The sequence below is a fragment of the Paraburkholderia megapolitana genome, from assembly GCF_007556815.1.
Taxonomy (GTDB): Bacteria; Pseudomonadota; Gammaproteobacteria; order Burkholderiales; family Burkholderiaceae; genus Paraburkholderia; species Paraburkholderia megapolitana.
In genome coordinates, this window is record NZ_CP041745.1 from 1248887 (window position 1) to 1275718 (window position 26832).

Sequence of the window (26832 nt, forward strand, 5' to 3'; positions counted from 1 at the left end):
AACGCGATGCAAAATCCTAAAGCTGCCGTAACCGCCGGGTCCACCGATATGCCGAGGCCGCCGCGCCTCGGCGACGAAATCCTGAACGTCAAGGAAGTGTGCCGCGGCTTCAACAAGTCGCAGGGCGAACTGCTGGTCCTCGACGGTGTGAACGTGGCGCTGCGCGAAGGCGAGATCGTCGGCTTGCTAGGTCGTTCGGGCTCGGGCAAGTCGACTTTGCTGCGCATCATCGCCGGACTGATCGAGCCGACCGGCGGCGACGTGACCTACATGGGCCAGCCGCTGGACGGCCCCGCCAAGGGCGTCGCGATGGTCTTCCAGACCTTCGCATTGTTCCCGTGGCTGACCGTGCTGCAGAACGTGGAAGCGGGTCTCGAGGCGCAGGGCGTCGGAGCACGCGAGCGACGCGAACGGGCGCTTGCCGCGATCGATCTGATCGGTCTCGACGGTTTCGAGAACGCGTATCCGCGCGAGCTGTCCGGCGGTATGCGGCAGCGCGTCGGGTTCGCGCGCGCGCTCGTCGTCGATCCGACCTTGCTGCTGATGGACGAACCGTTCTCCGCACTCGACGTGCTGACCGCCGAAACCCTGCGTACCGATCTGCTCGATCTGTGGACGCAAGGACGTATGCCGATCAAGTCGGTGCTGATCGTCACGCACAACATCGAAGAAGCGGTGTTCATGTGCGACCGGATTCTCGTGCTGTCGTCGAATCCGGGCCGCGTGATCGCGGAGATCAAGGTGCCGTTCAAGCATCCGCGCAACCGGCTCGATCCGGCGTTCCGCCGGCTCGTCGACGATATCTACGCGAAGATGACCGCGCGCCAGACCGACGAAGCGACGAAGAAGGGCCTGGAGCTGGGCAGCTGGCTGCCGCAGGTGTCGACCAACCTGATGGCGGGTCTGATCGAAACACTCGCGGCGCCGCCGTATCACGGCCGCGCGGACATGCCGGAAATCGCCCGTTCGCTGCATCTCGAGGTCGACGATCTGTTCCCGATCGCCGAAGTATTGCAGTACCTCGGTTTTGCCGACGTGCGCGAAGGCGACGTGTTCCTCACGCCGCCGGCGCGCGTGTTCTCCGAGTTCGGCACGCAGGAACGCAAGATGATGTTTGCCGACCATCTGCTGCGCCATGTGCCGCTGGCGGCGCGGATCAAGAAGGTGCTCAACGAACGCCCTGGCCATCGCGCGCCGCGCGTGCGTTTCGAGCAGGAGCTGGAGGATTTTCTGTCGGACAGCGCCGCGGAAGAGACGCTCGATTCCGTGATCGACTGGGGCCGTTACGGCGAGATCTTCTCGTATAACGACCAGACGGAAATTTTCAGTCTCGAGGACGTGGAGTCCTGAACGGCAGCAGTGTGTGTGGTGTGGCGGTATGGCACGGCGTCAGACGACGCGTGCCATGCCGCTGCGAGAATTACTGCAGGTTGCCCCAGCGATCGACGGCCGGTTCCGCCGACGCCCATTTCCATCCCTTGTCCTGGCGGCACGCGCTGCCGATATACCAGCGCGCCGGCGCCTGCGGCCCGTCGCCATCCACCACCGAAAACACGAACTCCTTGCAGATCGCGAGCGCTGAGGCGAACGCGCGCGTCACGCGCACTTCGCCGTGACCGTTCTCGATCGGCAGGGTGTGCTTGACGCTCCACAGCCGCGCATCGCCGACCGGTATCGCGCCTGCCGTTGCGGCGATCAGGTTCTGCTGATCGCTATGCATGTCGCGCATGAAGCCGTTGACAGCTTCGTCGGTAGCGGCCTGCACGGCGATACCGACGCCGATGCCGACCGCCGGGTTGACGGTTACGAGACCGGTCGCGACACCGGCCGCCGCGCCGCTCGCCGCGCCCACCGACGAACAACCGTTCAGCAGCATGCCGGCGCCGATGCACAGCGCGCCGGCCAGTGCCAGACGCGCTTTGATGACCCACATGCCACGATGGGCGCCACTCATTGCAGTGCGCCCCAGCGCTCGGTAGCCGGTTCGGCTGAGGCCCATTTCCACGCGGCGCCGTCGCGACAGATCGATGCGACGTAGAACGCACTCGAAGCGGGGACATTCTGCGTGGCGGTCTGATCGACCGAGAAGACGATTTCCTTGCAATCGAGCTCGCCGCTGCTGATGGTTCGGCTCACGGTAACGCGGCCGTGTTCGTCGTCTTCGAGCGGGACTGAGTGGGTGACGGCCCACGGTGCAATTGCGCCGACGTCGAGCGGGCCGGCGATCTTCGCGATGCCATCCTGGGTATCGCGGTGCACGACGCGTTCTGTGTACTGGACGCCGGCTCGCGCGGCGGCGACGGCGCCGAGGCCAATGCCGGTGGCCACCGCGGCATTGCGCGTGACCTTGCTGGCGAGAGCTGCGCCGCCGATGCCGGCACCGGCGACTGCACCTTCGGAATAGAGTGAACTGCATCCGCCGAGACTGGCGGAGAGCGCTGCCAAAGCGAGGGTCAGCGCGGTGAGCGAGGTGAAACCTGGAGGTAAGGCGCGGGCGGCCCTGTGCATTCTGTTTGGCATGTTCCCTGTCTGTGCTCCTGCATGCGCCGCGCGTGACGATATTGCGCAGCGTGGCTTCTTTTATGCAGTGGCATTGTGCAGGATGCTTTTTGCAATTGGCATAGGAAAAGTGCAAACAATTGCAAAAGTGCGTGCAGTGCGCGGGTTCTTTCGTTTAAACGTTGAGGTTCGGCGAGCGCGCTACGCTTCGTCGCTGGTCGGTTCGTCAGCCGCTTCGTCGCCGTATGTACTCAGGCGGTTGTAGAGCGTCTTCAGGCTCACGCCGAGCGCTTTGGCCGCGCGCCGCTTGTCGCCGCCGCAGTACTTCAACGTACCGAGGATGATCTGCTTCTGCGCGTCCGCGAGCGGCGTGCCGATCCACACGCTCATCGAGTCGCCCTGGGTGAGCGGCTTTTTTATGCGCGCGGCGAGATGCGGATGCGGCAGTTCGACGACCGTTTCCGCGAGGATGAATGCACGGTAGATCGCGTTCTTCAGTTCGCGCACGTTGCCGGGCCACGACCATGTGCGCAGCGTGTCCAGCGCGCGTTTGCTGAAGGTTTTGCTCGCGCCTTCCTGTTCGTTCAGCGCCGCGAGGAAGTATTGCGCGAGCAGTTCGCGATCGCCTTCGCGCTCGCGCAGCGGCGGCGCGCGCAACGGAAACACCGCGAGCCGGTACATCAAATCTTCGCGCAGGCCGTTTTCCTTGACGGCAACGGCTGGATCGCGATTGGTCGCGGCGATCACGCGGACATTCGAGTGAATCAGTTCAGTGCCGCCGACCCGAAAGAACGTGCCCGTCTCCAGCGCGCGCAGCAGCTTGACCTGGCGCACCGGCGACATCTCGGTGACCTCGTCGAGAAACAGCGTGCCGTTGTTCGCGTGTTCGAAGTATCCGATCCGCCCCTGGACGGCACCGGTGAAACTGCCTTTCTCGTGGCCGAACAACTCGGCTTCGATCAATTCGTCGGGAATCGCGCCGCAGTTCACCGCGATAAACGGCGCCTCCTTGCGCGTGCTTTGATCGTGAATCGTCCGTGCGACCAGTTCCTTGCCGGTCCCCGATTCGCCGATGATCAGCGCGGTTGCATCGGTCGATGCGACGCGCTCGATCTGCTCGTAGAGATCGAGCATCGCCGGTGACGAACCGTACAACAGACCATACGACCTGAGCCCCGCAACGTGCTGTGCGTTGCGAGGCTTCGCCTGTGCCGCTGTGGTGCCGCCGGCAGTGGGCGAGTCCAGATCGATTGACGCCATAAACGGGTAGTCCTGTGCAAAGGGGTTCGGTGTTCGATGAGTTCACTATCTCACAAAAAATGATTTAACCATCCAGGGGTAGGGCGCAGCAATACGCACGAGTGTGCTTCGACTCGTTCGCCGGTGTTCGATTCAGTGTTCACGGCCGGGGCGGGTACGCGACTTGCGCGGTATCGACGCGAATGGCGGCCATCGAAGCGATAAAGCTCGTGCGCCGCCGCGAATCCACGATCCTGGAGCGTTAGATGACAGAAACCACGGAACAACTGGCCCTCGGCCGGCAGAAGGTCGTCGAGGATCTGCGCGTGCTATTGGCGGACTCGGAAGAAATGCTGCGGCTCGCGGGCGCGGTGCCGGGCGAGGGCGTCGATGCATTGCGCGAGCGTCTTCGCACGCACGTCGATGCGCTGCAGGAGACGCTGTCCGATGCGCAGTCGGCGGCACATCGACGTTATCGCGCGGCGGCTGTCAATACCGAGCGCTATGTGCGTCACAACCCGTGGCAGGCCGTCGGTATTGCGGCTGGCATCGGCTTCGTGCTCGGTGCGCTGGCTGCGCGTTGACAGGGCAACGTACCGCTTATCTACGGAGACTCGCGATGGCACGACATCGGATCGGAATATTCGGCGTACTGGTAGCAATCGGCGGGATTCTGGCGCTGCGTTGCGCGCAGAAGAGCCGGGCTGCCCAGACCACGACAGCGCGTGAAGTCAGCCGCTGGGAAGGCGAGGGCGGAGCAACCGCGCCCGCGGCTCAAGCGGCGCAAGTGACTAAAGGAACGAATGGCGCGCATCATCCGGCCGCCAACGGGGATGCGTGGCCATTCCCGCGCGGGTAACGCGTCCCTGGGGTGCGGTGGCCCATCCGTTGCCGCTTCGACGGCCGTTCGCCTAATTGTAATATCGGCCGTATAATGATCAAATTCACAACAATCAAGTAATTTTTACTGCGTAAAAGCAGTAATTGTTGCGCGGTTGTGCTAAGTCGCTGTATCGGGAGCCGCCAGTGGAGCGGCTCGCAGGGTGAGCGTCCACTTATGTTGCGGTGCGTTTATCCCGTTCCCCGCTGCATGTCGGCATTCCCATCCCATCCACGCTATTGAGGCGCGATGCCACACGTACTGATTGTCGATGACGATCCGGCCACCCGCGAGGCGCTGGCCGCCATCATCGGAGAAGACGGCTTGACCACCGCCACGGCGGGCGACTTGCGCGAAGCGCGCATCCAGCTCGTGCGGCAGATGCCGGATGTGGTGTTCACCGATCTCAAGCTGCCGGATGGCAGCGGGGTGGATCTGTTCGAAGATCTCGATCCGCGCTCGGGTGTCGAGGTGATTGTGATCACTGGCCACGCGACGGTCGAGTCCGCCGTGAGTGCGCTGAAAATGGGCGCGGCCGACTATCTCGTCAAGCCGATCAACATGCAGCGCGTGAAGGCGATCCTGTCGCGTCTGCCGCGCCCCGGCGATCTCAAGGCCGAGATCGGTACGCTGCGCGGCGAGTTGCGCCGGATGGGCCGCTTTGGCTTGATGCTGGGCAATTCGCCGGCGATGCAAGAGGTCTACGATCAGATCGGTCGGGTTGCGCCGACGGCGGCGTCCGTAATGCTGGTCGGCGAATCGGGCACCGGCAAGGAAGTGGCGGCGCAGACCGTGCATGAGCTGAGCCTGCGCCGCAAGCATGCGTTTCTCGCCGTGAACTGCGGCGCGATTTCGCCGAACCTGATCGAGTCGGAGATGTTCGGCCACGAGCGCGGTTCGTTCACCGGCGCGGATCGTCAGCACAAGGGTTACTTCGAACGCGCGAACGGCGGCACGCTGTTTCTCGACGAAATCACCGAGATGCCGGTCGAGCTGCAGGTGAAACTGCTGCGCGTGCTCGAAACCGGTATGTTCATGCGCGTCGGTACGACGAAGGAAATCGAAACCGACGTGCGCGTGATCGCCGCGACCAATCGCGACCCGGAGCAGGCCGTGCTCGAAGGCAAGCTACGTCTCGACCTGTATCACCGTCTGAACGTCTTTCCGATCAGCCTGCCGCCGCTGCGCGAGCGCGGCAAGGACGTCGAACTGCTCGCCCAGGCATTCCTCGAGGATCTCAACGAACGGCACAGCACACGCAAGCATTTCCCGCCCGCGGTCAAGGAGATGCTGATGTCGTATCCGTGGCCGGGCAATGTGCGTGAGCTCAAGAACTACGTGCAGCGCGCGCACATCATGTCGGGCACGGATTCGGACAGCACCGCGACGGTGCCGCTACAGATCACGCTGTCGAAACCCGCTACCGGGACCGCGGTGACGATTCCGTTCGGCACGTCGCTGGCCGAAGCGGACCGTCAGCTGATTCTTGCGACGCTCGACCAGTGCGGCGGCGTCAAGACGCGCGCGGCGGAGATCCTCGGTATCAGCTTGAAGACGCTGTATAACCGCCTCGTCGAATACGGCAACGACGCGAATCGTGCCGACGACGCCGATTCGACCGATGAGTCGCGCGCGCTCGGTGACGCAAGCGCCTGAGCGTAGCCGCGGCGGCTGACGGCATAGCCCTTGCTGCGGCACGAGGAATCACACAATGGAGTCCTTTATGCCGCACAACGAGCCGAGCAACGAGCCACACAACGAGCCGCCCAGCGAAATTCCCCCGATCGTCGCGCATCGTCCCGAGCCGACCGATCCCCCGATGCCCGACGAGCCCTACGATCCCGACACCGAGCCGGGCCCGGCGCCCGAGCTTCCCGAGCCCGGTACGCTGCCGATTGGCGATCCACCTCCTCAGCCGAACCAGACGCCCCAGGCAGGCTACGCATAGGCTATCTGCGCAGTGTTCACGCGCGATACTTCGCCGCGCCGCTGCGTTGATGTAGCCGTTACAAAAAGGGCGCATCTTTTACCGGCAATTTGACGCGACGAGCCCTAGACTACGTGAGTGCCACCGCTACGGTGGCGGCCTTCCCCAGGAGGCACGACCATGCGACACCCTGCATTGCGGCGCTCCGCGCGCCACTCGAAGCGCGATTCGCGCCCCGGCTCCGGATCGGGCGGCCCGCCGCCGACTCCGGACCCCGCCGCACAGAACCGCATCGCGCCCGATGCGCCACCGGACGGCGAACACAATCAGGGCGGCGTGCGGCCGGAAGGGCTTGAGTATCAGCGCGACCTCGGTTCCGAGCAGGACGCCTGAGCGCAACGCCGCAGCGCGACCATCGGTTGGGTCGCGCGCAATCACCCCGGTGAGAAAAATTCTGTGCGACGCGCGAGCGTGGCTCGCTTCTGCTCGTCCATCGCGTCCATCACGCACGTCGCATTCGCGCGTGGAGTCCCCGATTATTTTTGAGATGAGGCACGTCGCTTGCATACGCCGATCAGGCACATCCCGCATGCAATGACTACGAAACGAGGTGGAGCCGAATGAGTAGATTGATCGTGGTATCGAATCGCGTTGCGCCGACCCAGGAAGGTCGCCCTGCCGCCGGCGGCCTGGCCATCGGTGTTCTGGACGCGCTCAAGGAGACCGGCGGCGTGTGGTTCGGCTGGAGCGGCGAGACCGTCGCGGAGCCGTCCGATCCGGTGATCGAGAAGCAGGGCAACGTCACCTATGCAACGGTCGGTCTCACGAAGCGCGACTACGATCAGTATTACCGGGGTTTTTCGAACGCGACGCTGTGGCCCGCCTTCCACTACCGGAACGATCTGTCGCGCTACGATCGACAGGAATATACCGGCTATCTGCGCGTCAACGAGACGCTCGCGAAGCAGCTAAAAGCGATGCTGCAGCCCGACGACATCATCTGGGTCCACGACTATCACCTGTTGCCGTTCGCGCGTTGTTTGCGCGATCTCGGCGTGAAGAATCCGATCGGTTTTTTCCTGCACATTCCGTTTCCGGTGCCAGAGGTGCTACGTACCGTGCCGCCGCACGAGGAACTCGTGAGGAGCATGTGCAGCTACGACGTGATCGGTTTTCAGACCGATGCGGACCGGCAGTCGTTTGTCGACTACATCGAGCGCGGCGGCCACGGCAGTGCGAGCGACGACGGCATGCTGCACGCGTACAACCGCTTCATGAAGGTCGGTGCGTATCCGATCGGGATCTATCCCGATGCGATTGCGAAGGCGTCCGTGCAGTTCAGCGATCGCAAGGCTGTGAAGAGTTTGCGCGACGGTCTGCGCGGTCGCAAGCTGATCATGAGCGTCGACCGGCTCGATTATTCGAAGGGACTGGTGGAGCGCTTTCAGGCATTCGAGCGATTGCTGCTGAGCGGGCCGGGCTGGCATGGTCGCGTGTCGCTGGTGCAGATCGCGCCGCCGACGCGCTCCGACGTGCAGACTTATCAGCGCATCCGTCAGACGCTCGAAGGCGAAGCCGGCCGGATCAACGGACGCTTCGCGCAGCTCGACTGGACACCGATCCAGTATCTGAATCGCAAGTACGAACGCAATCTGCTGATGGCGCTGTTCCGGCAAGCGCAGGTCGGCTATGTGACGCCGCTGCGCGACGGCATGAATCTGGTGGCGAAGGAGTATGTCGCGTCGCAGGATCCGACCGATCCAGGCGTGCTCGTGCTGTCGCAGTTCGCCGGTGCCGCGGAGCAGTTACCGGGCGCGCTCGTCGTCAACCCATTCGATCTGTCGCAGATGGCCGAAGCGCTTGAGCGCGCGCTGTCGATGCCGCTCGCCGAACGCCAGGCACGCCATGCCGACATGATGGCGCCGATGCGCGAGAACAATCTGTCGGTCTGGCGCGATACGTTCCTCGCCGATTTGCGCAATGTCGCGACGGCGTCGTCGGTGGCGGAGAAGGCGGTGAAGCTCGCGGATGTGACGGCGTCGTAACTGCGTTTAGTGTTGTGTTCGCGCGGGCCGCGTCGCATCGGCGGTGTGCAGTTCGGCCGCAGGCGAATCGCCGCGTTGCACACGCTCAGGCGGTCGCAGTGCCGCGCTGCGTGGTCCGCAGCACGCTGACGATGGCCGCGGCCGCGGCGAAACACGCCGCGACATACAGCGCGATGGTCGGTCCGCGCTGCGGCGCTATCCCGAAGATCAACGCAACGAGTGCCGCGCCAAGTGTCTGCCCAGTGAGCCGGGCGGTGCCGAGCATGCCGCTTGCGCCGCCGCTGCGCGCGCGCGGCGCGGCAGCCAGCATCGTGCGATTGTTCGGCGACTGAAAAATGCCGAAGCCCGCGCCGCACAGCGCCATTCGCCAGGCGATATCGAACGGCTGCGGATGAGCGCCCAGCGTCGCGAGCGACAGCAGTCCACAGGCCATCGTGGCCAGGCCGATTCCCCCCAGCCATCCCGCCGACAGCTTGTCCGACAGCACCCCCGAGAGCGGCGCCGCGACGACGATGGCAAGCGGCCATGGCGTGATCAACAGCCCGGTCTGCACTTGCGAGAAACCGAGCGTGTTCTGCAACAGGAACGGGAACGACACGAACGTCAGCATCTGCGCTGCGAACGAACACACCGACGTCCCCACTGAGAGCGCGAAGATCGGGATGCGCAGCAGGTCGACGGGCAGCAGCGGTGCGGGTTGGGTCAGTTGCCGGCGCACGAAGATGTAGCCGATCGCGATCGCACCGATCAGTTCGGCCGCGACGTACGCGTAACGTTCGCCGTGACCGAAACCGTCGAGCGCGAAGATCAGCAGACCGAAAACGAGCGCGTTCATCACGGCACTCGGATAGTCGTAGGGCGAGTCGTGCCGCGTGTTGGCGGGCAGTGCCTTCAGGCCGATCGCGAGCGCGACGATGCCGATCGGCACGTTGATCGCGAACAGCCACGGCCACGATGCAACCGACAGCACCGCCGACGCAACCGTAGGTCCCACCGCGGACGATATCGCGACCACCATGGCGTTGATGGCGATACCGCGTCCGAGCTGGCTGGGCGGATAGATCATGCGCACGAGCGCCGTGTTCACGCTCATGATGCCGGCCGCGCCGAAGCCCTGGAATACCCGCACGAGCGCGAGCATCGGTAGCGAAGTGGCAAGCGAGCAGCCGAGCGAGGCGACTGTGAACAGGATCATCCCGCCGAGATAGACGCGCCGGTAGCCGATGCGGTCGCCGAGCGACGCGAGCGGCAGCAGCGAGATCGTCACCGCGAGCTGGTAGGCGTTGACGACCCAGATCGAGGACGCGGCGCTGGCATTCAGATGGCGCGCGATGGTGGGCAGCGCGACATTGGCGATGGCGCTGTCGAGTACGGCAAGCGTGACGCCGAGCGCGACCACGATGATCGCCCAGTAGCGGGCAGGCAGCGGGAGTCCTTGTTCTGTGGCAGCGGTCATCGGCGGGGGTGTGGCGCGGGTGGGGAAACGGGAAAAAGGCAGACGACAACAAGCAAAAAGCGCCGGTCGGCGGGCTGAATGCTGCCCGCCGACCGGCGCCGGCTACTGCGAGCCGGTTACTTCAGTTCGTACAGGCCCGTGTGCGTCGCCGAATCGAGTTCGTTCAGATGTGTCATGAAGCGCGCGACCGCATTCGTCGTCTCTGCGGTGATCGGCAGATGCGCGACCTTCAGCGCGTGCACCCGGAAGATGTAGCGGTGCGGTTTGTCGCCGCGCGGCGGCGCAGCCCCGCCGAAACCCACCGTGCCGTAGTCATTGCGTACCTGCAGCGCGCCCGCCGGCAACAGGCTGCCGTCGGCTTTGCCGGCGTTGCGCGGCAGCGAACGGGTATCGGCGGGGAGATTGACGACGACCCAGTGCCAGAAGCCGCTGCCGGTCGGCGCGTCGGGATCGTAGACGGTGAGCGCGAAGCTCTGCGTATCGGCGGGCGGTGCATCCCATTGCAGCGCGGGCGACACATTTTCGCCGTCGACGCCAAACGCTCTGTCGTCGAACTCGTGGGCTTTCGGCATGAAACCGTTGACGGGAAAGTCGTCGGACCAGACTCGGAAATCGGCCATCGGATGCCTCCTTCGAAGAGGGTTCTGAAGATGGACGGGCGCGCTCGGCAGGCTCGTCCCATGAGCCGATCGAGTGTATCACCGGACCATGAAGCGGTTATGCGAACCCGGCACGTGCGCTGAGCGCCGGAGTGCCTTGTTCGCGTCTATCCGGCCGGCGCCTGGGCTCGCGCCGGCGGTGCGGTGCCGCGTTCTTCGAAGGTGAGCGCTTCTTCGCTGTGCAACCAGTCGATGAGACGCTGCAGTACGCCGTCGAGATCGCGGTGCGCGCCGCGCAGCGCGCACTCCCACACGGTCGCGACACGCCACCCTTGTTCGAGTAGCAGGCGCTGTGCCTTTTCATCGTTGCTGCGATTGCGGCCGATCTTGTCGCGCCAGAATTCGGGGCGTGTCTGCGGCCATTTGAAGAGGTGGCAGTCGTGGCCATGCCAGAAACAACCGTGCACGAACACCACCGCGCGATAACGCGGCAACACGATATCGGGACGCCCCGGCAGATCGCGTGCATCGAGGCGAAAGCGCAAGCCCCGCCGATGCAGCAGGCTGCGGATCAGAACCTCCGGCTTCGTGTTGCGCCCGCGAATGCCGGACATCATCCGGCTGCGTGTGGCCGGGTCGACGACGTCGACCATTACGCGACGAGTGCGAGCGTCGGAGTCGCCGACGTTGGCAGCGCCACTGAGCTCGCGCCGAGCAGCGTATCGACATGCGGCAGCATGATGCGCGCGACCTCGCGCATCACGGGCATCACAACGCTATTGCCGAACTGCCGGTACGCCTGCGTGTCGCTGACTGGAATCCGGAACGTGTCGGGAAAGCCCATCAGCCGTGCGCACTCGCGCGGCGTGAGACGCCGCGGACGCTTGCGCGAGCCTTGATGCACGAGAATCTCCGAGCCGTCCTTGTGATAGCGCGCCGACAATGTGCGCGTCACGCTGTCCGGATAGGCCAGCCCGAAGCCAAAACCGTTGCCTGCCGCGCGATGCTTCTCCGCGTAATGCTGCAGGTACGCCCATAGCTTCGGCGTGAGCGTGTACTTCGGTTGCACGTGACGCTTCGCATGATCGAAGAAACGGTCGCCATCCCACGGCAGCAGCGGCTCGCTGCCGTCGGTGCGATGGAGGATCGAGGCGAGCCGCGGCTCGTGTGTGGGCAGTTGCAGGTCGTCCCACGAGAACGCGGTCTTCTCGCGAAACCCGACCAGCAGAATCCGCTCGCGATGCTGCGGCGTGAAATGCTGCCCGTCGATCACGCGGTAATGCACGTCGTAGCCGAGTTCGTCGCGCAGCGTCTGCAGGATCACCTCGAACGTGCGGCCTTTATCGTGCGACAGCAGGTTCTTGACGTTCTCCAGCAGAAACGCGGCCGGACGGCGCGCCGCGATGATCCGTGCGACGTCGAAAAAGAGCGTGCCCTGAGTCGTGCACTCGAACCCATGCGGCCGCCCAAGGGCGTTCTTCTTGCTGACGCCGGCGATCGAGAATGGCTGACACGGAAAGCCGCCGAGCAGGATGTCGTGCTCGGGGATGGCATCGGTGGGAAAGGACACGATGTCGCCGATGAACTCCCGCTCGGCGCCGAAGTTTTCGACGTAGGTTTTCTTCGAGAACGCGTTCCACTCGCTCGTGAATACGCAGGCGCCGCCGTGCGCTTCGAAGCCCATGCGGATGCCGCCGATGCCGGCGAACAGATCGATGAAGCGAAAGCGCGCAGGGGCGTCGACCGGAGCGAGGGCGGTGGTTTGCAGCAACGTGTGCAGCGCCGGTTCCAGCATCGCGGGGCAAGGCGTTTCGCCTTTTTCCCAGCGCCGTACCGTCTTGATGTCCTTGCCGACGTAGGCGGCGATTTCTCGTTGTGTAAAGCGGGTGCGCGCCTGTTTCAACAGATCGAGCGGGGCGGCCAGGGTCACGGATCGTCCTTGCTGGGAATTTTTGCGGACATTATGACCTATGGGTGACCCAGATGCGGAGCTGATTTTTCGTTGTAGTTATCCGTGGGGTGCGCTGGATGTGCTTGCGGTGTATTTGGCAGTATGTCCTGTCAGGCAGCCCTGGCGACTGTGGAGCAAGCGTCTCACGGCAGCCGCCAGGTGTTCGCGCTGCGCGGCACAGCATCGACGATCGTCGCTGGCGCGGTCAACGATTGTTAAATTAACTTCAGACGAAGCGGGGCGATGCGTCGCTTGCGTCGGTCTGGGCTTGCGTAGATGTGACTGCGCACCGCGGCCTAGTGCCCGTGGCCGCCACCGCCGTGCCCGCCATTGCCACGTCCGCCGCCATGCTGCCAATAGCCGCCGTGATGGCCGTGGTCGCCCCAACCACCGCGGCGATCATAACCACCGCGGCCGCCGCCGCCCCAGATATTGACCGTCCCGTAACCGTACGCCGGCGCGTAGTCGGGACCGTAGCCCGACCCGTAGGCGTAACCTGGATCGTAGTACCCGTAACCCGGAGCCGCCACGCAGCCCGCCAGCATTACGACTAGTCCTGCCGCTGCCATGAGCCTGAACATGATTCGCCCCTCCTTCCAGCTAAGAAAGAAAAGAGGGGCGCGAAGTTCGAGCTGAATTGTGTCCGCGGGTTACCGGTTCATCGACCGGACGCGGGGCCGGCCTAGTGGCAGTGTTTTTCCCAGTGATGGTGAACGCGCACGTTGTGACATACCGGCCGATGATGATCGTAGGCGAATGCCTGCGACACGCTGGCGAAGCCGGCAAACGCGGTAACCAGTAGCAGAAGGGTCTTTTTCATGGGGAATCTCCTTGGTCTTTGTGATTGTGGGTAAGCAAATTCATCGTAGCAGAGCCACATGACGAACCACTGAATGCGCAAGCCCACAAGTCTCGCGAAATGGTAAGGACCCTTCGGCGAGTATTGGATACAACTTAAGCAACAATGATTTGTGATGTTAGGTATTAACCCTAGGATCAATCCCTCCTAGACTGTTCTTAACGGATGCCGACGAAACGAAACGCGGTACCGCAAACAACAATCTCTGGAGGTAGTAATCATGAAATCCCTGATCAAAGCTGTCGCTCTTGCCGCAATCCTCGCCGCTCCGGTGGTGTCGTTTGCTCAATCGAACCAACCGCTCACCCGCGCCCAAGTTCGCGCCGAGCTGGTTCAGCTGGAAAAGGCGGGCTATAACCCCGCGACCGCTAACGACTACGACTATCCGGCCAACATTCAGGCTGCGGAAGCAAAGGTCGCTGCGGAGAACGGCGCCGCGCAAACCGCCTACGGCCCGTCGATGAGCGGTTCGTCGGATGCGGGCCGCCCGGCCACGGCAGCCGGCGCGAAGAGCATTTACTTCGGTCAGTAAGCCGAAACGACGCCGGTCTTGAGGCCGGCGCAGAAATTCCATAGGGGTGGCTGTTGCATCCCACCACGCAACAGGCTCGCGTCTCATGTGGGACCCGGGCCTGTTTTGCAAGTGGTCAAGCAAACCTCCGCTGCCGATGTCCGGTGGCTTTCGCCCAGGCTTCACGGTCTGGGCGCTTTTCGTGGTTATTCCAGCGGCGTTCCCGGCCCAATCCGCAGACGAATTTACAGAAACATTTGGTAAAAATTACTTTGTTTAGTTGAAAGAACATGGTGTTTTTTCTGATTTCGAATATTGTGAAAGACGTGGATACTTCCTGTCAGGCATTTCAGTTCGGAGTCATTCATGCCAACACTTCCTCTTTCAGACGACGCCTGGAGTCAAGTCAGGCATCTCTTCCCGTATAGCGACGCCCGTCGTTTCGGGCGCGCGAGCCGTGATCCGCGGGAAGTGCTCAATGCTGTCCTGTGGGTGGTCACCCAGCACGAGCGCTGGCAGCATCTACCCGCCGATTACCCGCCGTCGCAGACCTGCTACATCAAGTGGCTGCAATGGACGCGCGCGGGAATCATGTCCGAGGCGCTGCTGCTGCTCGACCTTTATAGCGAAACGGAACAGCAACTGGAACGGCAACTAGAAGAAGAGCAGACGGCGTGAGACTGGGCGTGGCGCGCGTGCTGCGCGCCGGCTCGGCGGTTCAATAGCGAATTCCGGTAAGATTGCGGCTCGCCGCGCCCCCTGAAAAGGGTTGGCGCGGTCGGATTATTGCCTTGAACCGATAAAGAGTGCGCTGTGAGTGAAGTGATCGAATATAAAAGCTGGGTCTGCCTGATTTGCGGCTGGATTTATAACGAAGAAGAAGGGTTGCCTGAGGAAGGCATTGCGGCGGGCACTCGCTTTGCCGATATTCCCGAGGACTGGCGCTGCCCGCTGTGCGACGTGGGTAAGGCTGAATTTGCCGCGGTGGAGTTTTAAGCTCTATGTTTTGACGCAGCCGCGGCGCTTCTTCAGTCGCGTACTGCAACTACGATCAATTCGCGGCTCTGCTCGTCGACCGGTGCGCCCGACCAGTCGCCGTACCAATGCTCGATCGAGAAGCCTGCATTCGTAAGCGTCTGCGCGAGCGTGGATGGCGGGCGAAAGCGCAGTTCGCTGGCCGAGATCAGTTCGTCGCCGGTTGTCTCGAACTGGTAGTGCGTGACAAAACGCACGCGCTCGCCGCTTACATCGATGAGTTCCTGCCAGATATTGACCGTACCATTGCCGTCGACGCTGATCCGACGCAGTGACGCTTCCGGTGTCCATGTCTCCCACGGTGCGGATTGCGGATGACGGCTTTCGAATGCGAGCCGGCCGCCCGGCCGTAACGCGCGATGCGCTGCGGCAAGAGCCGCTTGCCAGTCCCGATCGTCGACGAATACCTGAGCGACGTGACCTGTCATTAACGCGAGGTCGGCTTGTGTGTCGCTGGCCTGTTGCGCGTCGCCTTCGATCCACCGCACACGCTCGCCGCCCGGGCGACGACGCGCGACATCGAGCATGGCGCGCGCCGGATCGATACCCGTCACCGTATGGCCGCGCCGCGCGAGTTCGCAGGTGAGCAGGCCTGTGCCGCAACCGATGTCGACGATATAGCCGGCTTGTAGCGATGCGGCGAGTGTCAGATAGAACTCGGTGTCGGCGGCGAACGGATTTAGCGTGTCGTAAAGCGCGACGAGCCGTGGGTCGGTATAGAGCGTATTGATTTCGGTCATGCGGTGGATGGTAACGATGAAGTGTGCGTGCAGGGTGCCATTTTCGTGTGCAGGCGCGTTTGCTATACTCTGGCCCCTGCGGCGCGATTCGCGTTCGGTGCGGGCTCTTCCCGCCGACACGAAGCTGTCCCACGCTACGATGATGTACTTAGGAACGTAGCTGTTTATCCGGGACACAGGGCATCTGATTTTGTCGCGAGATGCTCTTGCTCGCTGTGGTTTTCTCCCCGTAGTTCAATGGATAGAACAAGTGCCTCCTAAGCGCTAGATACAGGTTCGATTCCTGTCGGGGGGACCAGTCGGGTACCCAGCCAGTCGTCTTGATTGCCGCTGCGGCAACCACCGTGTTCACCCACCGTCGCGGTACGCCAACCCCCGCCACAACCCCGGTGTATCCTGTGCGGCGCGGCCTCTCGCAACGATCGCCAATGCGTGCTGCCTATGTTTCTCTATGGCGCACATGCAAGGCGTAACGCCGCTTTCCCACAGGAGAAGAACATGTTCAACAACAAATGGTTGGCCAGTGCTGCGCTCGTCGGCTTGCTCGCTATGTCGGGCGTTGCGCGGGCCGAAGGCGTCTTCTTTGTCGCGCCGAAAGACGGCGCTACCGTGAGCAACCCGGTACACGTGCAGTTCGGTATCGATGGCATGAAAGTCGTGCCTGCCGGGACCATTGCGGAAGGCACCGGCCATCATCATCTGCTGATCGACGGTCAGCCGTTGCCGAAAGATCAGGTGATCCCTGCCACACCCACGTCGCTGCATTTCGGTAAGGGCCAGACGGAAACCGATATCACGCTGCCGCCCGGCGACCATACCTTGACGCTGCAATTCGGCGACGGCGCGCACCGCTCGTACGGCCCCGAGTGGAGCCAGACCATCAAGGTACACGTGCAGTAACGTCGTTTTCCGCGGATGCACCGCAACCCGGGCGTTGCGGTGCATCGCACATAATCCGCGCGACACCCAGCTCATCGCCCGCGGAGCTCCACCAACCAGAGCCCGCACCGACACCCAACAGTCACCCGAACGACCCCGGCCTTTCGGACAACACAGCGCCGCCCCGCACGACCGGTACAATGAGCGGTTCCGATTCATCGCAGGTTTTCTTAATTCTCCATGTCGCTTTACACCATTATCGGCGCGCAACTCGCGTTCGGTCACGTCGCATTGCTCGATCACGCGGATTTCTCGCTGGAAGCGGGGGAGCGCGTCGGTCTGATCGGCCGTAACGGCGCGGGCAAGTCGTCGTTGCTGAAAATCGTCGCAGATCTGACCAAGCCCGACGACGGCCTCGTCACGCGTCAGCAGCATCTGACTACCGTCTATGTGCCGCAGGAGCCCGAGTTTGACACCGACATCTCGGTGTTCGACGCCGTCGCCGCGGGGCTGAGCGAGGCGCGCGCGTTGCTCGACGAATACGACGAGGTCGCGCACCGGCTCGCCGACGTGCCGGAGGGCGCGGAACACGACGCACTGCTCGCACGCATGAACACGCTGCAGTCGTCGCTCGATTCAATCGATGCCTGGAACTGGCGCAACCGCGTCGAGACTACGCTTGAGCAGATCGGTCTCGACGGCGATGCGCGGGTTAGCGCGTTGTCGGGTGGCATGAAAAAGCGCGTCGCGCTGGCGCGCGCACTCGTCGTGCAGCCCGACGTGCTGCTGCTTGACGAGCCGACCAACCATCTCGACTTCGAGGGCATCCGCTGGCTCGAAGATCTGCTGGTCTCGCAGCGTGCAGGACTGTTCTTCATCACCCACGATCGCGCGTTTCTCGATCGCGTCGCGACCCGCATCGTCGACCTGGACCGCGGCCGTCTGCTGTCGTATCCGGGTAATTTCTCCGCCTACCAGACGCGCAAGGCACAACAGCTCGAAGTGGAGCGCGTCGAAAACGACAAGTTCGACAAGCTGCTCGCACAGGAAGAAGTGTGGATCCGCAAGGGCGTCGAAGCGCGCCGTACGCGCAGCGTCGGCCGGATTGCACGGCTCGTGCAGATGCGCAACGAACGCGCGGATCGCCGCAACGTGCAGGGCAACGTCAAGCTCGATGTCGGGCAAGGCGAGAAGTCCGGCAAGATCGTCGCGGAACTGACCGATGTGACGAAGCGCTACGGCGCGCGCACGGTGATCGATGAATTCACCGCGACGGTGATGCGCGGCGACAAGATCGGTTTTGTCGGGCCAAACGGCGCGGGCAAAACGACGCTGCTGAAACTGATCCTCGGTGAACTCACGCCGGACGACGGGACGGTGCGTATCGGTACCAACCTGCAGGTTGCCTACTTCGACCAGATGCGCGCGCAGCTCGATCTGGACAAGAGCGTCGCCGATACCATCAGCCCCGGTAGCGACTGGGTCGAAGTCAACGGTACGCGCAAGCACGTGATGAGCTATCTCGGCGACTTCCTGTTCGCACCCGAGCGTGCGCGCTCTCCGGTGCAGTCGTTGTCGGGCGGCGAGCGTAACCGACTGCTGCTCGCGCGTCTCTTTGCGCGCCCCGCGAACGTGCTGGTGCTCGACGAACCGACCAACGATCTCGACATTCCCACCCTCGAGTTGCTCGAAGAACTGCTGACGGACTACGACGGCACGGTGCTGCTCGTCAGCCACGATCGCGCGTTTCTCGACAACGTGGTCACCTCGGTGATTGCCTCGGAGGGCGAGGGTAAGTGGCGCGAATACGTTGGCGGCTTTACCGACTGGCAAGTGCAGCGCGACCGGTCTGCGCAGATCGCGCGCGACGCGCTGAAGCAGCCGGCGAAGGAGGCCGCACAGGAGTCGGCGCAGAAAGACAGTGCGACGGGCCGCAACGCGCAGCGCGCGGCGAAGCTCTCGTTCAAGGAGCAGCGCGAGCTGGAGGCGTTGCCCGTGCAGATCGCGGCGCTGGAGGCCGAACAGAAAACCATCGGCGCGCAGCTCGAAGACGGTTCGATTTTTGCGAAGGATGCGTCGGAAGGCACGCGACTGACCGAACGCTACGGCGCAATCGACGGCGAGCTGCTGACGGCGATGGAGCGCTGGGACGAGCTGGAGAGCCGGCGCAAGTGAGGGGCAACCGGGTTTAACCGTCTTTAATAGTCGAATTGCCCGTCGCATCGAAATCAGTAAAATACCCCGCGAACAGGCTGCCTCGTGTACCGGCAGCCGGCCATGCAACAGTTTGCCCGCGCCGCGGGCACCCCAATTTACCGCGTTGTTTCGTTCGGAACGACGCGGACAGAACCCAAGCAAGCCATGCCTACGAAAAAGCCAAACGCTACTTATAGCGAAGCGTCGATCAAGGTGCTGAAGGGCCTGGAGCCGGTCAAGCAGCGGCCCGGCATGTACACGCGCACCGAAAATCCGCTGCACATCATCCAGGAAGTCATCGACAACGCATCGGATGAAGCGCTCGGCGGTTTCGGCAAGGAGATCACGGTCACGCTGCATGCGGATCAGTCGGTATCCGTCGACGACGACGGCCGCGGCATTCCGTTCGGTCTTCATCCCGAAGAAGGCGTGCCGGTCGTCGAGATCGTGTACACGCGGCTGCACGCGGGCGGCAAGTTCGATAAGGCCGCGGGCGGTGCGTACACGTTCTCGGGCGGTCTGCACGGCGTCGGTGTATCGGTGACGAATGCGCTCTCCACGCGTCTCGATGTCACCGTCTGGCGCGAAGGCAAAGTCGCCGAACTTGGTTTCGCGAACGGCGATGTGGTGCGTCCGCTCGAAGTGCGCAACGCTACCAGGAGCGACAAGAAATCGGGCACGCGCGTCACCGCCTGGGCGAACCCGAAATACTTCGACTCGCCGAATCTGCCTGTCGGCGAGTTGCAGCGGCTGCTGCGCTCGAAGGCGGTGCTGCTGCCCGGCGTCGAGGTGACGCTCGTCATCGAAAAGACCGGTGAGCGGCAAACATGGAAATACGAAGACGGTCTGCGCGGCTATCTGCTGGAAGGACTGGATGGTAGCGATCTGCTGATTCCGGTCTTCGAAGGCGAGCGCTATGCGGAAAACTCGCGTTCGAACGAAGAGACGTTCGCCGAGGGCGAAGGCGCCGCGTGGGTCGTTGCGTGGAGCGAAGAAGGGCCGCTTACGCGCGAATCGTACGTGAACCTGATTCCGACGCCGGCCGGCGGTACGCACGAGTCCGGTCTGCGCGACGGTCTCTTTCAGGCGGTGAAGAGCTTTGTCGAGCTGCACAACCTGCAGCCGAAAGGCGTGAAACTGCTCGCCGAAGATGTGTTCGCGCGCGTGTCGTTCGTGCTGTCGGCGAAGGTGCTGGACCCGCAGTTCCAAGGTCAGATCAAGGAGCGCCTGAACAGTCGCGATGCGGTGAAGCTCGTGTCGTCGTTTACGCGTCCGGCGCTCGAACTGTGGCTGAACCAGCACGTCGAGCACGGCAAGAAGCTCGCCGATCTCGTCATCAAGCAGGCGCAGGCACGTACCCGCGCAGGTCAGAAAGTCGAGAAGCGCAAGAGCTCGGGTATTGCGGTACTGCCTGGCAAGCTCGTCGATTGCGAAACGACTGATATCGCGCGTAACGAACTCTTTCTCGTCGAAGGCGATTCGGCGGGCGGCTCCGCGAAGATGGGGCGCGACAAGGAGTATCAGGCGATCCTGCCGTTGCGCGGCAAGGTGTTGAACACGTGGGAAACCGAGCGCGACCGGTTGTTCGCGAACAATGAAGTGCACGACATCTCCGTGGCGATCGGTGTCGATCCGCACAACCCCGATGATGTGGTCGACCTGTCCAATCTGCGCTACGGCAAGATCTGCATCCTGTCGGACGCGGACGTGGACGGCGCGCACATCCAGGTGTTGCTGCTCACGTTGTTCTTCAAACACTTTCCGCTGCTGATCGAGCGCGGTCATGTGCATGTCGCGCGACCGCCGCTCTTTCGCGTCGACGCGCCCGCGCGCGGCAAGAAGCCCGCGCAGAAGCTCTACGCGCTCGACGAAGGCGAGCTCGAGGCGATTCTCGACAAGTTGCGCAAGGACGGCGTGCGCGAATCGCAATGGACCATTAGCCGCTTCAAGGGTCTTGGCGAAATGAGCGCCGAGCAGTTGTGGGACACGACGATGAATCCGGACACGCGGCGTCTGTCGCCGGTTGCGCTCGGCGAGCTCGACTTCGATGCGACCGTCGCGCGGATGACGATGCTGATGGGCAAGGGCGAAGCGGCGTCGCGGCGTACCTGGCTCGAAGAAAAAGGTAACGACGTCGAAGCGGATATCTGAGTGCGGCACGCCGGCCGCGCGAACACTTGCGCGCCGCATGCCCTGTACTCACAGCAAATACGGATACGGAATCTAGATGGACGACAACACGCCTGATCTTTTCACCGAGCCTGCGCCGCCCGACGGCGAATTTCTCACGCTCGGCAACTACGCGGAGCGCGCGTATCTCGACTACGCGGTGAGCGTCGTCAAGGGCCGTGCACTGCCGGATGTCAGCGACGGGCAGAAGCCCGTGCAGCGCCGCATCCTGTTCGCCATGAACGAGATGGGACTGGCCGATAACGCGAAGCCGGTGAAGTCGGCACGCGTCGTCGGCGACGTGCTCGGCAAGTACCATCCGCACGGCGACCAGTCTGCCTACGACGCACTCGTGCGTCTCGCGCAGGACTTCTCGATGCGCTATCCGCTGATCGACGGCCAGGGCAACTTCGGCTCGCGCGACGGCGACGGCGCGGCGGCGATGCGCTACACCGAAGCGCGCCTCACGCCGATCTCGAAGCTGCTGCTCGACGAAATCAATCAGGGCACCGTCGACTTCATGCCCAACTACGACGGCTCGTTCCAGGAGCCGAAGCTGCTGCCCGCGCGCCTGCCGTTCCTGCTGCTGAACGGGGCATCGGGCATCGCGGTCGGCCTTGCTACCGAGATCCCGTCGCACAACCTGCGCGAAGTCGCCGCAGCGGCGGTGGCGATGATCCGTCAGCCGGCGTTGCAGCACGCGGAACTGATGCAACTGGTACCGGGCCCGGACTTCCCGGGCGGTGGCCAGATCATTTCTAGCGAAGCCGAAATCGCTGCCGCTTACGAAACCGGCCGCGGCAGCCTGAAGGTGCGTGCGCGCTGGAAGATCGAAGAACTTGCGCGCGGCCAGTGGCAGCTCGTTTTCAACGAGTTGCCGCCGGGCACGTCGGCCCAGCGGGTGCTCGAAGAAATCGAAGAGCAGACCAACCCGAAGATCAAGCTCGGCAAGAAGACGCTCACACCCGAGCAACTTCAAACGAAACAGACGTTGCTCGCGCTGCTCGATGCAGTGCGCGACGAATCGGGCAAGGACGCGCCGGTGCGTATCGTGTTCGAACCGAAGACCAGTCGCGTCGATCAGACCGAGTTCGTCAACACGTTGCTCGCGCATACGAGTCTCGAATCGAACACGTCGCTGAACCTGGTGATGGTCGGCGCGGACGGCCGGCCGCGGCAGAAGGGGCTCGCGGAAATCCTGCGCGAATGGATCGGCTTCCGCTTCGCGACGGTTACGCGGCGCACGCAGTATCGGCTGACGAAGGTCGACGACCGGATTCACATCCTCGAAGGCCGGATGATCGTTTTCCTCAATATCGATGAGGTGATTCGTATCATCCGCGAGTCGGACGAGCCGAAACCTGCGTTGATGGCCGCGTTTGGCCTGAGCGACCGGCAAGCGGAAGACATCCTCGAAATCCGGCTGCGCCAGCTCGCGCGTCTCGAGAAGATCAAGATCGAGAAGGAACTGAGCGAGCTGCGCGACGAGAAAGCGAAGCTCGAAGAACTGCTGGGTAGCGACTCGGCGATGAAGCGGTTGATCATCCATGAGATCGAAGGCGATGCGAAGCAGTACGGCGACGAGCGACGCACGCTGATCCAGCAGGAGAAGCGTGCGGTCTTCGAAGTACGCGTCGTCGATGAGCCGGTTACGGTCGTCGTGTCGCAGCGTGGTTGGGTTCGTGCATTGAAGGGCCATGGCCTCGATGCTGCAAGCTTCACGTTCAAGGCCGGCGATGGGTTGTATGCGGCGTTCCAGTGCCGCACGCCCGATACGCTTGTTGCGTGGGGCAGCAACGGGCGCGTGTATTCGGTGGCTGTGGCGTTGTTGCCTGGTGGTCGCGGCGATGGTGTGCCGGTCACTTCGCTGATCGAACTCGAATCGGGTTCGCACTTGATGCACTACTACGCGGCTCCCGCCGATCAGCAATTGCTGCTTGCATCGAGCAACGGGTTCGGGTTTGTTGCCAAAGTCGGCGATATGGTGAGCCGCGTGAAGGCGGGTAAGTCCTTTATGACGATCGATGCGGGTGCTACGCCGCTCGTGCCGATGCCGATGTTGCCTGATGCGACGCGGGTTGCGTGTCTGTCGAGCGGCGGGCGGTTGCTGGTGTTCGGGCTCGATGAGATGAAGACGCTGTCGGGTGGTGGGCGCGGTGTGATTCTGATGGGTCTCGACGAGAATGAGTCGTTGGTGCAGGCGCTTGCTATTGGGAAGGCGGGGCTTGTGTTGTCGGGGACTGGGCGTGGCGGCAAAGCATACGAAGAGGTGTTTGCTGGCGCTGCCTTGACGCCGCACGTTGGGAAGCGGGCACGCAAAGGGCGTCTGCCGGATACGAAGCTTAAGTTGTTGAGTTTGCGGCCTGTTGCAGTGGAGTAGGGGTTTGTTTGCCTGTGCAGGCGGCTTCTTGTTAGCGCCTCGCGGCTGGTTCTCGCTGTTGCCCCGTGCGGGGCTGCGATTTGGCGCCTCGCGGCGCGGGCGTTGCCCCTGTGCGGGGCGGCACTTACTTTCTTTGCGCGGCAAAGAAAGTAAGCAAAGAAAGCCGCTCGAGACGTTACCGGGTCCTTTCCGTGTGCAGCCTTCGTGGCCCGCACCTAAGTGTCGTCCTCGCATCGAAACGTTAGTGGTCCGAGACGAGATCGGGCCTCGCGTTTTTAATGGTGGTGACAAGGCCGTCATTCATCCCACTCGCACTACGTGCTCGCGGTCGGGTGACCACATGGGAAAGCGGGGTGTTGGTCTACATGGGGGTGTCCGTTCGCGCGGCGCAAATCGCGGCCGTGGGCCCTGGCAAATCAGCGATTACCTGGTAAAGTCCGAACCGAATACATACACTGCGGTCGAATGCCTACAACAATGAACCGCGCTGCAGTCAAAACAAAAAGGGATCACCCATCATGAACAAAGCGATCGAAGTCGCACTCTTTCTACACCTGCTCGGCGTCGCCGTCTGGATCGGCGGCATGGTCTTCGCGCACTTCTGTCTGCGCCCAGCACTCGCCGATCTCTCGCCGCAACTGCGGCTGCCACTGTGGGAGTCTGTCTTCGCGCGCTTCTTCAATTGGGTCGCGGCGTCCGTGCTGGTCATTCTGCTGACCGGCGGGTTCCTGCTCACCCAGTTCGGCGGCGGTCACGCCGCATGGCAACTTCATGCAATGGCCGGCCTCGGCGTTCTCATGATGCTGATCTTCGGTCATATACGTTTTGCCGTTTTTCCGCGCATCCGTCGCGCCGTGCAGGCGCAGAACTGGCCCGACGGTGCTCGCGCAGTCGGCACCGTGCGTCGCCTCGTGGTGATCAATCTCGTGCTCGGTGTCGTGACGATCGGTTTTGCAGTGCTCTCGCGCGGATTCTGATAGTGGCACGCCGCCACCACATAGCATTTCGCTAACGCACAGTCCCCAACCGCTCCGCCAGCGAATACCGCTGCATACACCGCTCCATACTGTCGAGAAACGCATTGTCGGCCGCACTCATCTTGCGGTCGCGGTGCCACAGCAAATGCACATCGACATCGGCCAGCCCTTCGTCGGGCGGCAAACGCCATAACCGTTGCTGAGCGATGTCGTCGCGCACGATGTGCTCCGGCAGACAACCGATCCCATAGCCCGCGAAAATCAGCCGGCGCACTTCATCCAGACTCGGTGACGACGCAACGATCCGTCCGGTAAAGCCCTTCTGATCGCGAAATACCGTCAGCGGCGACAGGCTGTCGCCGATCTGGTCGCTCGTGAACGACACGAAATTCTCCGCGAGCAGGTCCTGCATCGTCAGTTGCGACTGGCCGAACAACCGGTGATACCGGCCGCAGAAAATCGCATAACGCTGCCGCAGGAAGCAGCGCATCTCGAGCTTCTCGATCGGGCTGCGGCACAGGCTCAGACCCGCGGTCGCGGTCTTCTGCAGCAGCGACGAGATGATGTCCGACGAGCGCATCACTTCAATCTGCAGATCGATCCGCGGGTATGCACGATGAAACTCCGCGAGAAACTCGTCGTACACCGGCGAATCGATCCGGCTCACGCTCAGCAACCGGATCGAGCCGGTGATGTCGTCGGTGCGGTCGTCGAGTTCGGTTTCGAGCCGCGAGATGTTGCCGTAGATGTCGCTGGCAATCCGGTACACCTCTTCGCCAGCGTTAGTCGGCGTGAAGGTCGTCCCGCGTCGCTCGATCAGCTTGCGCCCCAGTGCTTCCTCGAGTCGCTTCAGCGCCTGGCTGACCGCCGGTTGCGTGACATAGAGCCGTGCGGCGGCCCGGCTCACGCTGCGTTCCTGAATGATCACGAGGTAGGTGCGCAGCAGGTTCCAGTCGAGGCGGTCGTTTAGGAAGCGGGCGATGTCGGCGCGCATGAGCGGGGCTCCGGGATAGTTATATTAGTGAAATTTATGCCGTGAATAATAACTGGAAATTTGACTAATGTATTGTGGCTGGCGATAAACAGCCTGTGCGCCGAATGCCGTGGCGCGACCACCACGCCGCCACCACGCACTCGACCGCCCGCCAGAGGAGCCCACCCCATGAGCCAGCCCGCCATTCCAGCCCGTCAGCCGGCGCGCGCCGCGACTGCGGCCTTCATCGGCACGATGATCGAGTGGTACGACTTCTATATCTACGCCACCGCCGCCGCGCTGGTGTTCGGCGAGCTGTATTTCCCGTCGCACGATCCGTTCGTCAGCACGATGGCTTCGTTCGCGACCTTCGCGGTCGGGTTTTTCGCGCGGCCGCTCGGTGGTTTGATCTTCGGGCACCTTGGCGACCGCATCGGCCGCAAGAAAGCGCTGATGACCACGCTGATGATGATGGGCGTCGCGACGGTCTGCGTCGGGCTGTTGCCCGATTTCTCGAAGGTCGGTTTGCTTGCGCCGGTGTTGCTCGTGCTGTTGCGCGTGGTTCAGGGCATCGCCGTCGGTGGCGAATGGGGTGGGGCGGTGCTGATGGCGGGCGAACACGCACCGCAGGGACGCCGCACGTTCTTCGCCTCGTTCGCGCAGCTCGGCAGTCCTGCGGGGCTCATCCTGTCGCTGATCGCGTTTCGCGCGGTGACCTCGATGGACAAGGCCGACTTCCTGTCGTGGGGTTGGCGTCTGCCGTTCCTTGCGAGCTCGGTGCTGCTCGTCGTCGGGATTCTGATTCGACTCGGCGTCAACGAGTCGCCCGAGTTCCAGCGCGTGAAGGACACCAGCAAGACGCTCAAGCTGCCGGTTGCCGAGGTGTTCCGTTCCGCGAGGGGCCTGGTGCTGCTGTGCATCGGCGCGAACACGATCGGCATTGCCGGCGTGTACTTCACCAACACGTTCATGATCGCGTACACGACGCAGTACGTCGGGGTTGCGCGTTCGCTGATTCTCGACTGTCTGTTCGCGGTCGCGATCATCCAGTTCTGTGTGCAGCCGCTCGCGGCGTGGCTCGCCGAACGTATCGGCGGCGCGCGCTTTCTGAAGCTCGCCGCATTGTGCGCGATGGTCTCGCCGTATCCGATGTTCCTGCTCGTGCAGCGCGGCAGCGTCGTGCCGATGGTGATCGGCATCGCGATCGCCGTCGTGTGCATGGCGAGTTTCTATTCGGTGATCGCGGGTTTTGTCAGCGGTGTGTTCGATACGCGCGTGCGCTACTCCGCGATCTCGTTGTCCTACCAGGTGTGCGGCGCGATTGCCGGCGGCCTCACGCCGCTCGTGGGCACGTGGCTCGCTCATCGCTACACCGGCGCATGGTGGCCGCTCGCGGTGTTTTACACGTGTCTTGCGGGCATCTCGCTGCTCTGTATCGTCGCGCTCGATGCGCGGCGCGAACAGCGCGCCGATATGCACGAAGAAGCCCGCGATCCGCTAGCCGCGAACTGATCGAT

27 protein-coding genes and 1 tRNA gene are annotated in these 26832 nt (G+C 63.0%); 17 read left to right on the forward strand and 11 right to left on the reverse strand.

Features of this window, described 5'->3' with window-relative positions; all coding sequences use genetic code 11:
- Positions 1–6 precede the first annotated feature (6 nt).
- On the forward strand, positions 7–1350 hold the full coding sequence (locus FNZ07_RS18995; protein WP_091018619.1) for an ABC transporter ATP-binding protein: 1344 nt from the start codon (positions 7–9) through the stop codon (positions 1348–1350).
- A 70-nt stretch (positions 1351–1420) separates the two neighbouring features.
- Here FNZ07_RS18995 and FNZ07_RS19000 read toward each other — a convergent pair whose 3' ends face one another.
- The 3 genes from FNZ07_RS19000 to FNZ07_RS19010 form a co-directional block, all read right to left on the reverse strand.
- The gene (locus tag FNZ07_RS19000) at positions 1421–1954 is read right to left on the reverse strand and encodes a hypothetical protein (RefSeq protein ID WP_091018617.1); all 534 of its coding nucleotides are present in this window, start codon (positions 1952–1954) and stop codon (positions 1421–1423) included.
- The gene (locus FNZ07_RS19005) at positions 1951–2520 is read right to left on the reverse strand and encodes a hypothetical protein (RefSeq protein WP_407670708.1); all 570 of its coding nucleotides are present in this window, start codon (positions 2518–2520) and stop codon (positions 1951–1953) included. Before FNZ07_RS19005 ends, FNZ07_RS19000 begins: the two co-directional genes overlap by 4 nt.
- 180 nt (positions 2521–2700) lie before the next feature.
- Positions 2701–3759, reverse strand: coding sequence for a sigma-54 interaction domain-containing protein (locus tag FNZ07_RS19010; RefSeq protein ID WP_091018613.1), 1059 nt, complete (start codon positions 3757–3759; stop codon positions 2701–2703).
- 245 nt (positions 3760–4004) lie between these two features.
- Between FNZ07_RS19010 and FNZ07_RS19015 the strand changes: the two genes are divergently transcribed.
- The 6 genes from FNZ07_RS19015 to otsA all read left to right on the forward strand — a co-directional run bounded on the left by FNZ07_RS19015 (position 4005) and on the right by otsA (position 8590).
- Complete coding sequence (locus FNZ07_RS19015) at positions 4005–4322, forward strand: DUF883 family protein (RefSeq protein WP_091018610.1); 318 nt, start codon at positions 4005–4007, stop codon at positions 4320–4322.
- Positions 4323–4357: 35 nt separating this feature from the next.
- A complete protein-coding gene (locus FNZ07_RS19020) occupies positions 4358–4597 on the forward strand; it encodes a hypothetical protein (protein WP_091018608.1) in 240 nt (79 codons plus the stop codon).
- A 270-nt stretch (positions 4598–4867) separates the two neighbouring features.
- Complete coding sequence (locus FNZ07_RS19025; RefSeq protein ID WP_091018605.1) at positions 4868–6274, forward strand: sigma-54-dependent transcriptional regulator; 1407 nt, start codon at positions 4868–4870, stop codon at positions 6272–6274.
- Positions 6275–6329: 55 nt separating this feature from the next.
- Positions 6330–6566: a hypothetical protein gene (locus FNZ07_RS19030; protein ID WP_407670707.1), complete on the forward strand. Its 237-nt coding sequence runs from the start codon at positions 6330–6332 to the stop codon at positions 6564–6566.
- Between the two features lie 159 nt (positions 6567–6725).
- Positions 6726–6938: a hypothetical protein gene (locus FNZ07_RS19035; RefSeq protein WP_091018601.1), complete on the forward strand. Its 213-nt coding sequence runs from the start codon at positions 6726–6728 to the stop codon at positions 6936–6938.
- A gap of 227 nt (positions 6939–7165) precedes the next feature.
- On the forward strand, positions 7166–8590 hold the full coding sequence (otsA, locus tag FNZ07_RS19040) for an alpha,alpha-trehalose-phosphate synthase (UDP-forming) (protein WP_091018599.1): 1425 nt from the start codon (positions 7166–7168) through the stop codon (positions 8588–8590).
- A gap of 85 nt (positions 8591–8675) precedes the next feature.
- On the opposite strand, the gene FNZ07_RS19045 is transcribed toward otsA, so the two are convergent.
- The 6 genes from FNZ07_RS19045 to FNZ07_RS33685 form a co-directional block, all read right to left on the reverse strand.
- On the reverse strand, positions 8676–10046 hold the full coding sequence (locus FNZ07_RS19045) for an MFS transporter (protein ID WP_091018596.1): 1371 nt from the start codon (positions 10044–10046) through the stop codon (positions 8676–8678).
- Between the two features lie 116 nt (positions 10047–10162).
- Entirely contained in the window at positions 10163–10666 is a 504-nt protein-coding gene (locus FNZ07_RS19050; RefSeq protein WP_091018594.1) for a YbhB/YbcL family Raf kinase inhibitor-like protein, read from the reverse strand.
- 146 nt (positions 10667–10812) lie between these two features.
- Positions 10813–11298: a very short patch repair endonuclease gene (locus FNZ07_RS19060; RefSeq protein ID WP_091018591.1), complete on the reverse strand. Its 486-nt coding sequence runs from the start codon at positions 11296–11298 to the stop codon at positions 10813–10815.
- Positions 11298–12575, reverse strand: a complete 1278-nt coding sequence (gene dcm / locus FNZ07_RS19065) for a DNA (cytosine-5-)-methyltransferase (protein ID WP_091018588.1) — start codon at positions 12573–12575, stop codon at positions 11298–11300. Before dcm ends, FNZ07_RS19060 begins: the two co-directional genes overlap by 1 nt.
- Before the next feature lie 317 nt (positions 12576–12892).
- Entirely contained in the window at positions 12893–13177 is a 285-nt protein-coding gene (locus FNZ07_RS19070) for a hypothetical protein (RefSeq protein ID WP_091018586.1), read from the reverse strand.
- A 101-nt stretch (positions 13178–13278) separates the two neighbouring features.
- Positions 13279–13416, reverse strand: a complete 138-nt coding sequence (locus FNZ07_RS33685; RefSeq protein WP_170275793.1) for a hypothetical protein — start codon at positions 13414–13416, stop codon at positions 13279–13281.
- 259 nt (positions 13417–13675) lie between these two features.
- Here FNZ07_RS33685 and FNZ07_RS19075 point away from each other — a divergent pair, with 259 nt between their 5' ends.
- The 3 genes from FNZ07_RS19075 to FNZ07_RS19085 all read left to right on the forward strand — a co-directional run bounded on the left by FNZ07_RS19075 (position 13676) and on the right by FNZ07_RS19085 (position 14962).
- Positions 13676–13987: a DUF4148 domain-containing protein gene (locus FNZ07_RS19075; RefSeq protein ID WP_091018584.1), complete on the forward strand. Its 312-nt coding sequence runs from the start codon at positions 13676–13678 to the stop codon at positions 13985–13987.
- A gap of 345 nt (positions 13988–14332) precedes the next feature.
- Positions 14333–14644 carry a transposase gene (locus tag FNZ07_RS19080; protein ID WP_218161342.1) on the forward strand — a complete coding sequence of 104 codons (312 nt, stop codon included), beginning with the start codon at positions 14333–14335 and terminating at the stop codon, positions 14642–14644.
- Between the two features lie 135 nt (positions 14645–14779).
- Complete coding sequence (locus FNZ07_RS19085; RefSeq protein ID WP_091018582.1) at positions 14780–14962, forward strand: rubredoxin; 183 nt, start codon at positions 14780–14782, stop codon at positions 14960–14962.
- Between the two features lie 32 nt (positions 14963–14994).
- Here FNZ07_RS19085 and FNZ07_RS19090 read toward each other — a convergent pair whose 3' ends face one another.
- On the reverse strand, positions 14995–15741 hold the full coding sequence (locus tag FNZ07_RS19090; RefSeq protein ID WP_091018580.1) for a class I SAM-dependent methyltransferase: 747 nt from the start codon (positions 15739–15741) through the stop codon (positions 14995–14997).
- Between the two features lie 223 nt (positions 15742–15964).
- On the opposite strand from FNZ07_RS19090, the gene FNZ07_RS19095 reads away from it, so the two are divergent.
- From FNZ07_RS19095 to FNZ07_RS19120, 6 genes are all read left to right on the forward strand, one after another.
- Positions 15965–16039, forward strand: a tRNA-Arg gene (locus FNZ07_RS19095).
- Between the two features lie 200 nt (positions 16040–16239).
- Entirely contained in the window at positions 16240–16641 is a 402-nt protein-coding gene (locus FNZ07_RS19100) for a DUF4399 domain-containing protein (protein WP_091018578.1), read from the forward strand.
- A gap of 219 nt (positions 16642–16860) precedes the next feature.
- Positions 16861–18795 (forward strand): ATP-binding cassette domain-containing protein, encoded by a 1935-nt coding sequence (locus FNZ07_RS19105; RefSeq protein WP_091018576.1) that lies wholly within the window; start codon positions 16861–16863, stop codon positions 18793–18795.
- A gap of 186 nt (positions 18796–18981) precedes the next feature.
- On the forward strand, positions 18982–20967 hold the full coding sequence (locus FNZ07_RS19110) for a DNA topoisomerase IV subunit B (RefSeq protein ID WP_091018719.1): 1986 nt from the start codon (positions 18982–18984) through the stop codon (positions 20965–20967).
- A 76-nt stretch (positions 20968–21043) separates the two neighbouring features.
- Positions 21044–23365 carry a DNA topoisomerase IV subunit A gene (parC, locus tag FNZ07_RS19115; protein WP_091018574.1) on the forward strand — a complete coding sequence of 774 codons (2322 nt, stop codon included), beginning with the start codon at positions 21044–21046 and terminating at the stop codon, positions 23363–23365.
- Positions 23366–23883: 518 nt separating this feature from the next.
- A complete protein-coding gene (locus FNZ07_RS19120; protein WP_091018572.1) occupies positions 23884–24342 on the forward strand; it encodes a CopD family protein in 459 nt (152 codons plus the stop codon).
- A 31-nt stretch (positions 24343–24373) separates the two neighbouring features.
- Here the strand turns inward: FNZ07_RS19120 and FNZ07_RS19125 are convergent, their stop codons facing one another.
- Positions 24374–25336 (reverse strand): LysR family transcriptional regulator, encoded by a 963-nt coding sequence (locus tag FNZ07_RS19125; RefSeq protein ID WP_091018570.1) that lies wholly within the window; start codon positions 25334–25336, stop codon positions 24374–24376.
- Between the two features lie 168 nt (positions 25337–25504).
- On the opposite strand from FNZ07_RS19125, the gene FNZ07_RS19130 reads away from it, so the two are divergent.
- Positions 25505–26827 (forward strand): MFS transporter, encoded by a 1323-nt coding sequence (locus FNZ07_RS19130; RefSeq protein ID WP_091018568.1) that lies wholly within the window; start codon positions 25505–25507, stop codon positions 26825–26827.
- Positions 26828–26832: the final 5 nt, after the last annotated feature.

What these genes read in the sequence shown, in the direction of transcription:
- FNZ07_RS18995 (WP_091018619.1), top strand. Translation starts at nt 7, where the DNA reads ATGCAAAATCCTAAAGCTGCCGTAACCGCCGGGTCCACCGATATGCCG.
- FNZ07_RS19000 (WP_091018617.1), bottom strand. Translation starts at nt 1,954, where the DNA reads ATGAGTGGCGCCCATCGTGGCATGTGGGTCATCAAAGCGCGTCTGGCA.
- FNZ07_RS19005 (WP_407670708.1), bottom strand. Translation starts at nt 2,520, where the DNA reads ATGCCAAACAGAATGCACAGGGCCGCCCGCGCCTTACCTCCAGGTTTC.
- FNZ07_RS19010 (WP_091018613.1), bottom strand. Translation starts at nt 3,759, where the DNA reads ATGGCGTCAATCGATCTGGACTCGCCCACTGCCGGCGGCACCACAGCG.
- FNZ07_RS19015 (WP_091018610.1), top strand. Translation starts at nt 4,005, where the DNA reads ATGACAGAAACCACGGAACAACTGGCCCTCGGCCGGCAGAAGGTCGTC.
- FNZ07_RS19020 (WP_091018608.1), top strand. Translation starts at nt 4,358, where the DNA reads ATGGCACGACATCGGATCGGAATATTCGGCGTACTGGTAGCAATCGGC.
- FNZ07_RS19025 (WP_091018605.1), top strand. Translation starts at nt 4,868, where the DNA reads ATGCCACACGTACTGATTGTCGATGACGATCCGGCCACCCGCGAGGCG.
- FNZ07_RS19030 (WP_407670707.1), top strand. Translation starts at nt 6,330, where the DNA reads ATGGAGTCCTTTATGCCGCACAACGAGCCGAGCAACGAGCCACACAAC.
- FNZ07_RS19035 (WP_091018601.1), top strand. Translation starts at nt 6,726, where the DNA reads ATGCGACACCCTGCATTGCGGCGCTCCGCGCGCCACTCGAAGCGCGAT.
- otsA (WP_091018599.1), top strand. Translation starts at nt 7,166, where the DNA reads ATGAGTAGATTGATCGTGGTATCGAATCGCGTTGCGCCGACCCAGGAA.
- FNZ07_RS19045 (WP_091018596.1), bottom strand. Translation starts at nt 10,046, where the DNA reads ATGACCGCTGCCACAGAACAAGGACTCCCGCTGCCTGCCCGCTACTGG.
- FNZ07_RS19050 (WP_091018594.1), bottom strand. Translation starts at nt 10,666, where the DNA reads ATGGCCGATTTCCGAGTCTGGTCCGACGACTTTCCCGTCAACGGTTTC.
- FNZ07_RS19060 (WP_091018591.1), bottom strand. Translation starts at nt 11,298, where the DNA reads ATGGTCGACGTCGTCGACCCGGCCACACGCAGCCGGATGATGTCCGGC.
- FNZ07_RS19070 (WP_091018586.1), bottom strand. Translation starts at nt 13,177, where the DNA reads ATGTTCAGGCTCATGGCAGCGGCAGGACTAGTCGTAATGCTGGCGGGC.
- FNZ07_RS33685 (WP_170275793.1), bottom strand. Translation starts at nt 13,416, where the DNA reads ATGAAAAAGACCCTTCTGCTACTGGTTACCGCGTTTGCCGGCTTCGCC.
- FNZ07_RS19075 (WP_091018584.1), top strand. Translation starts at nt 13,676, where the DNA reads ATGAAATCCCTGATCAAAGCTGTCGCTCTTGCCGCAATCCTCGCCGCT.
- FNZ07_RS19080 (WP_218161342.1), top strand. Translation starts at nt 14,333, where the DNA reads ATGCCAACACTTCCTCTTTCAGACGACGCCTGGAGTCAAGTCAGGCAT.
- FNZ07_RS19090 (WP_091018580.1), bottom strand. Translation starts at nt 15,741, where the DNA reads ATGACCGAAATCAATACGCTCTATACCGACCCACGGCTCGTCGCGCTT.
- FNZ07_RS19100 (WP_091018578.1), top strand. Translation starts at nt 16,240, where the DNA reads ATGTTCAACAACAAATGGTTGGCCAGTGCTGCGCTCGTCGGCTTGCTC.
- FNZ07_RS19105 (WP_091018576.1), top strand. Translation starts at nt 16,861, where the DNA reads ATGTCGCTTTACACCATTATCGGCGCGCAACTCGCGTTCGGTCACGTC.
- FNZ07_RS19110 (WP_091018719.1), top strand. Translation starts at nt 18,982, where the DNA reads ATGCCTACGAAAAAGCCAAACGCTACTTATAGCGAAGCGTCGATCAAG.
- parC (WP_091018574.1), top strand. Translation starts at nt 21,044, where the DNA reads ATGGACGACAACACGCCTGATCTTTTCACCGAGCCTGCGCCGCCCGAC.
- FNZ07_RS19120 (WP_091018572.1), top strand. Translation starts at nt 23,884, where the DNA reads ATGAACAAAGCGATCGAAGTCGCACTCTTTCTACACCTGCTCGGCGTC.
- FNZ07_RS19125 (WP_091018570.1), bottom strand. Translation starts at nt 25,336, where the DNA reads ATGCGCGCCGACATCGCCCGCTTCCTAAACGACCGCCTCGACTGGAAC.
- FNZ07_RS19130 (WP_091018568.1), top strand. Translation starts at nt 25,505, where the DNA reads ATGAGCCAGCCCGCCATTCCAGCCCGTCAGCCGGCGCGCGCCGCGACT.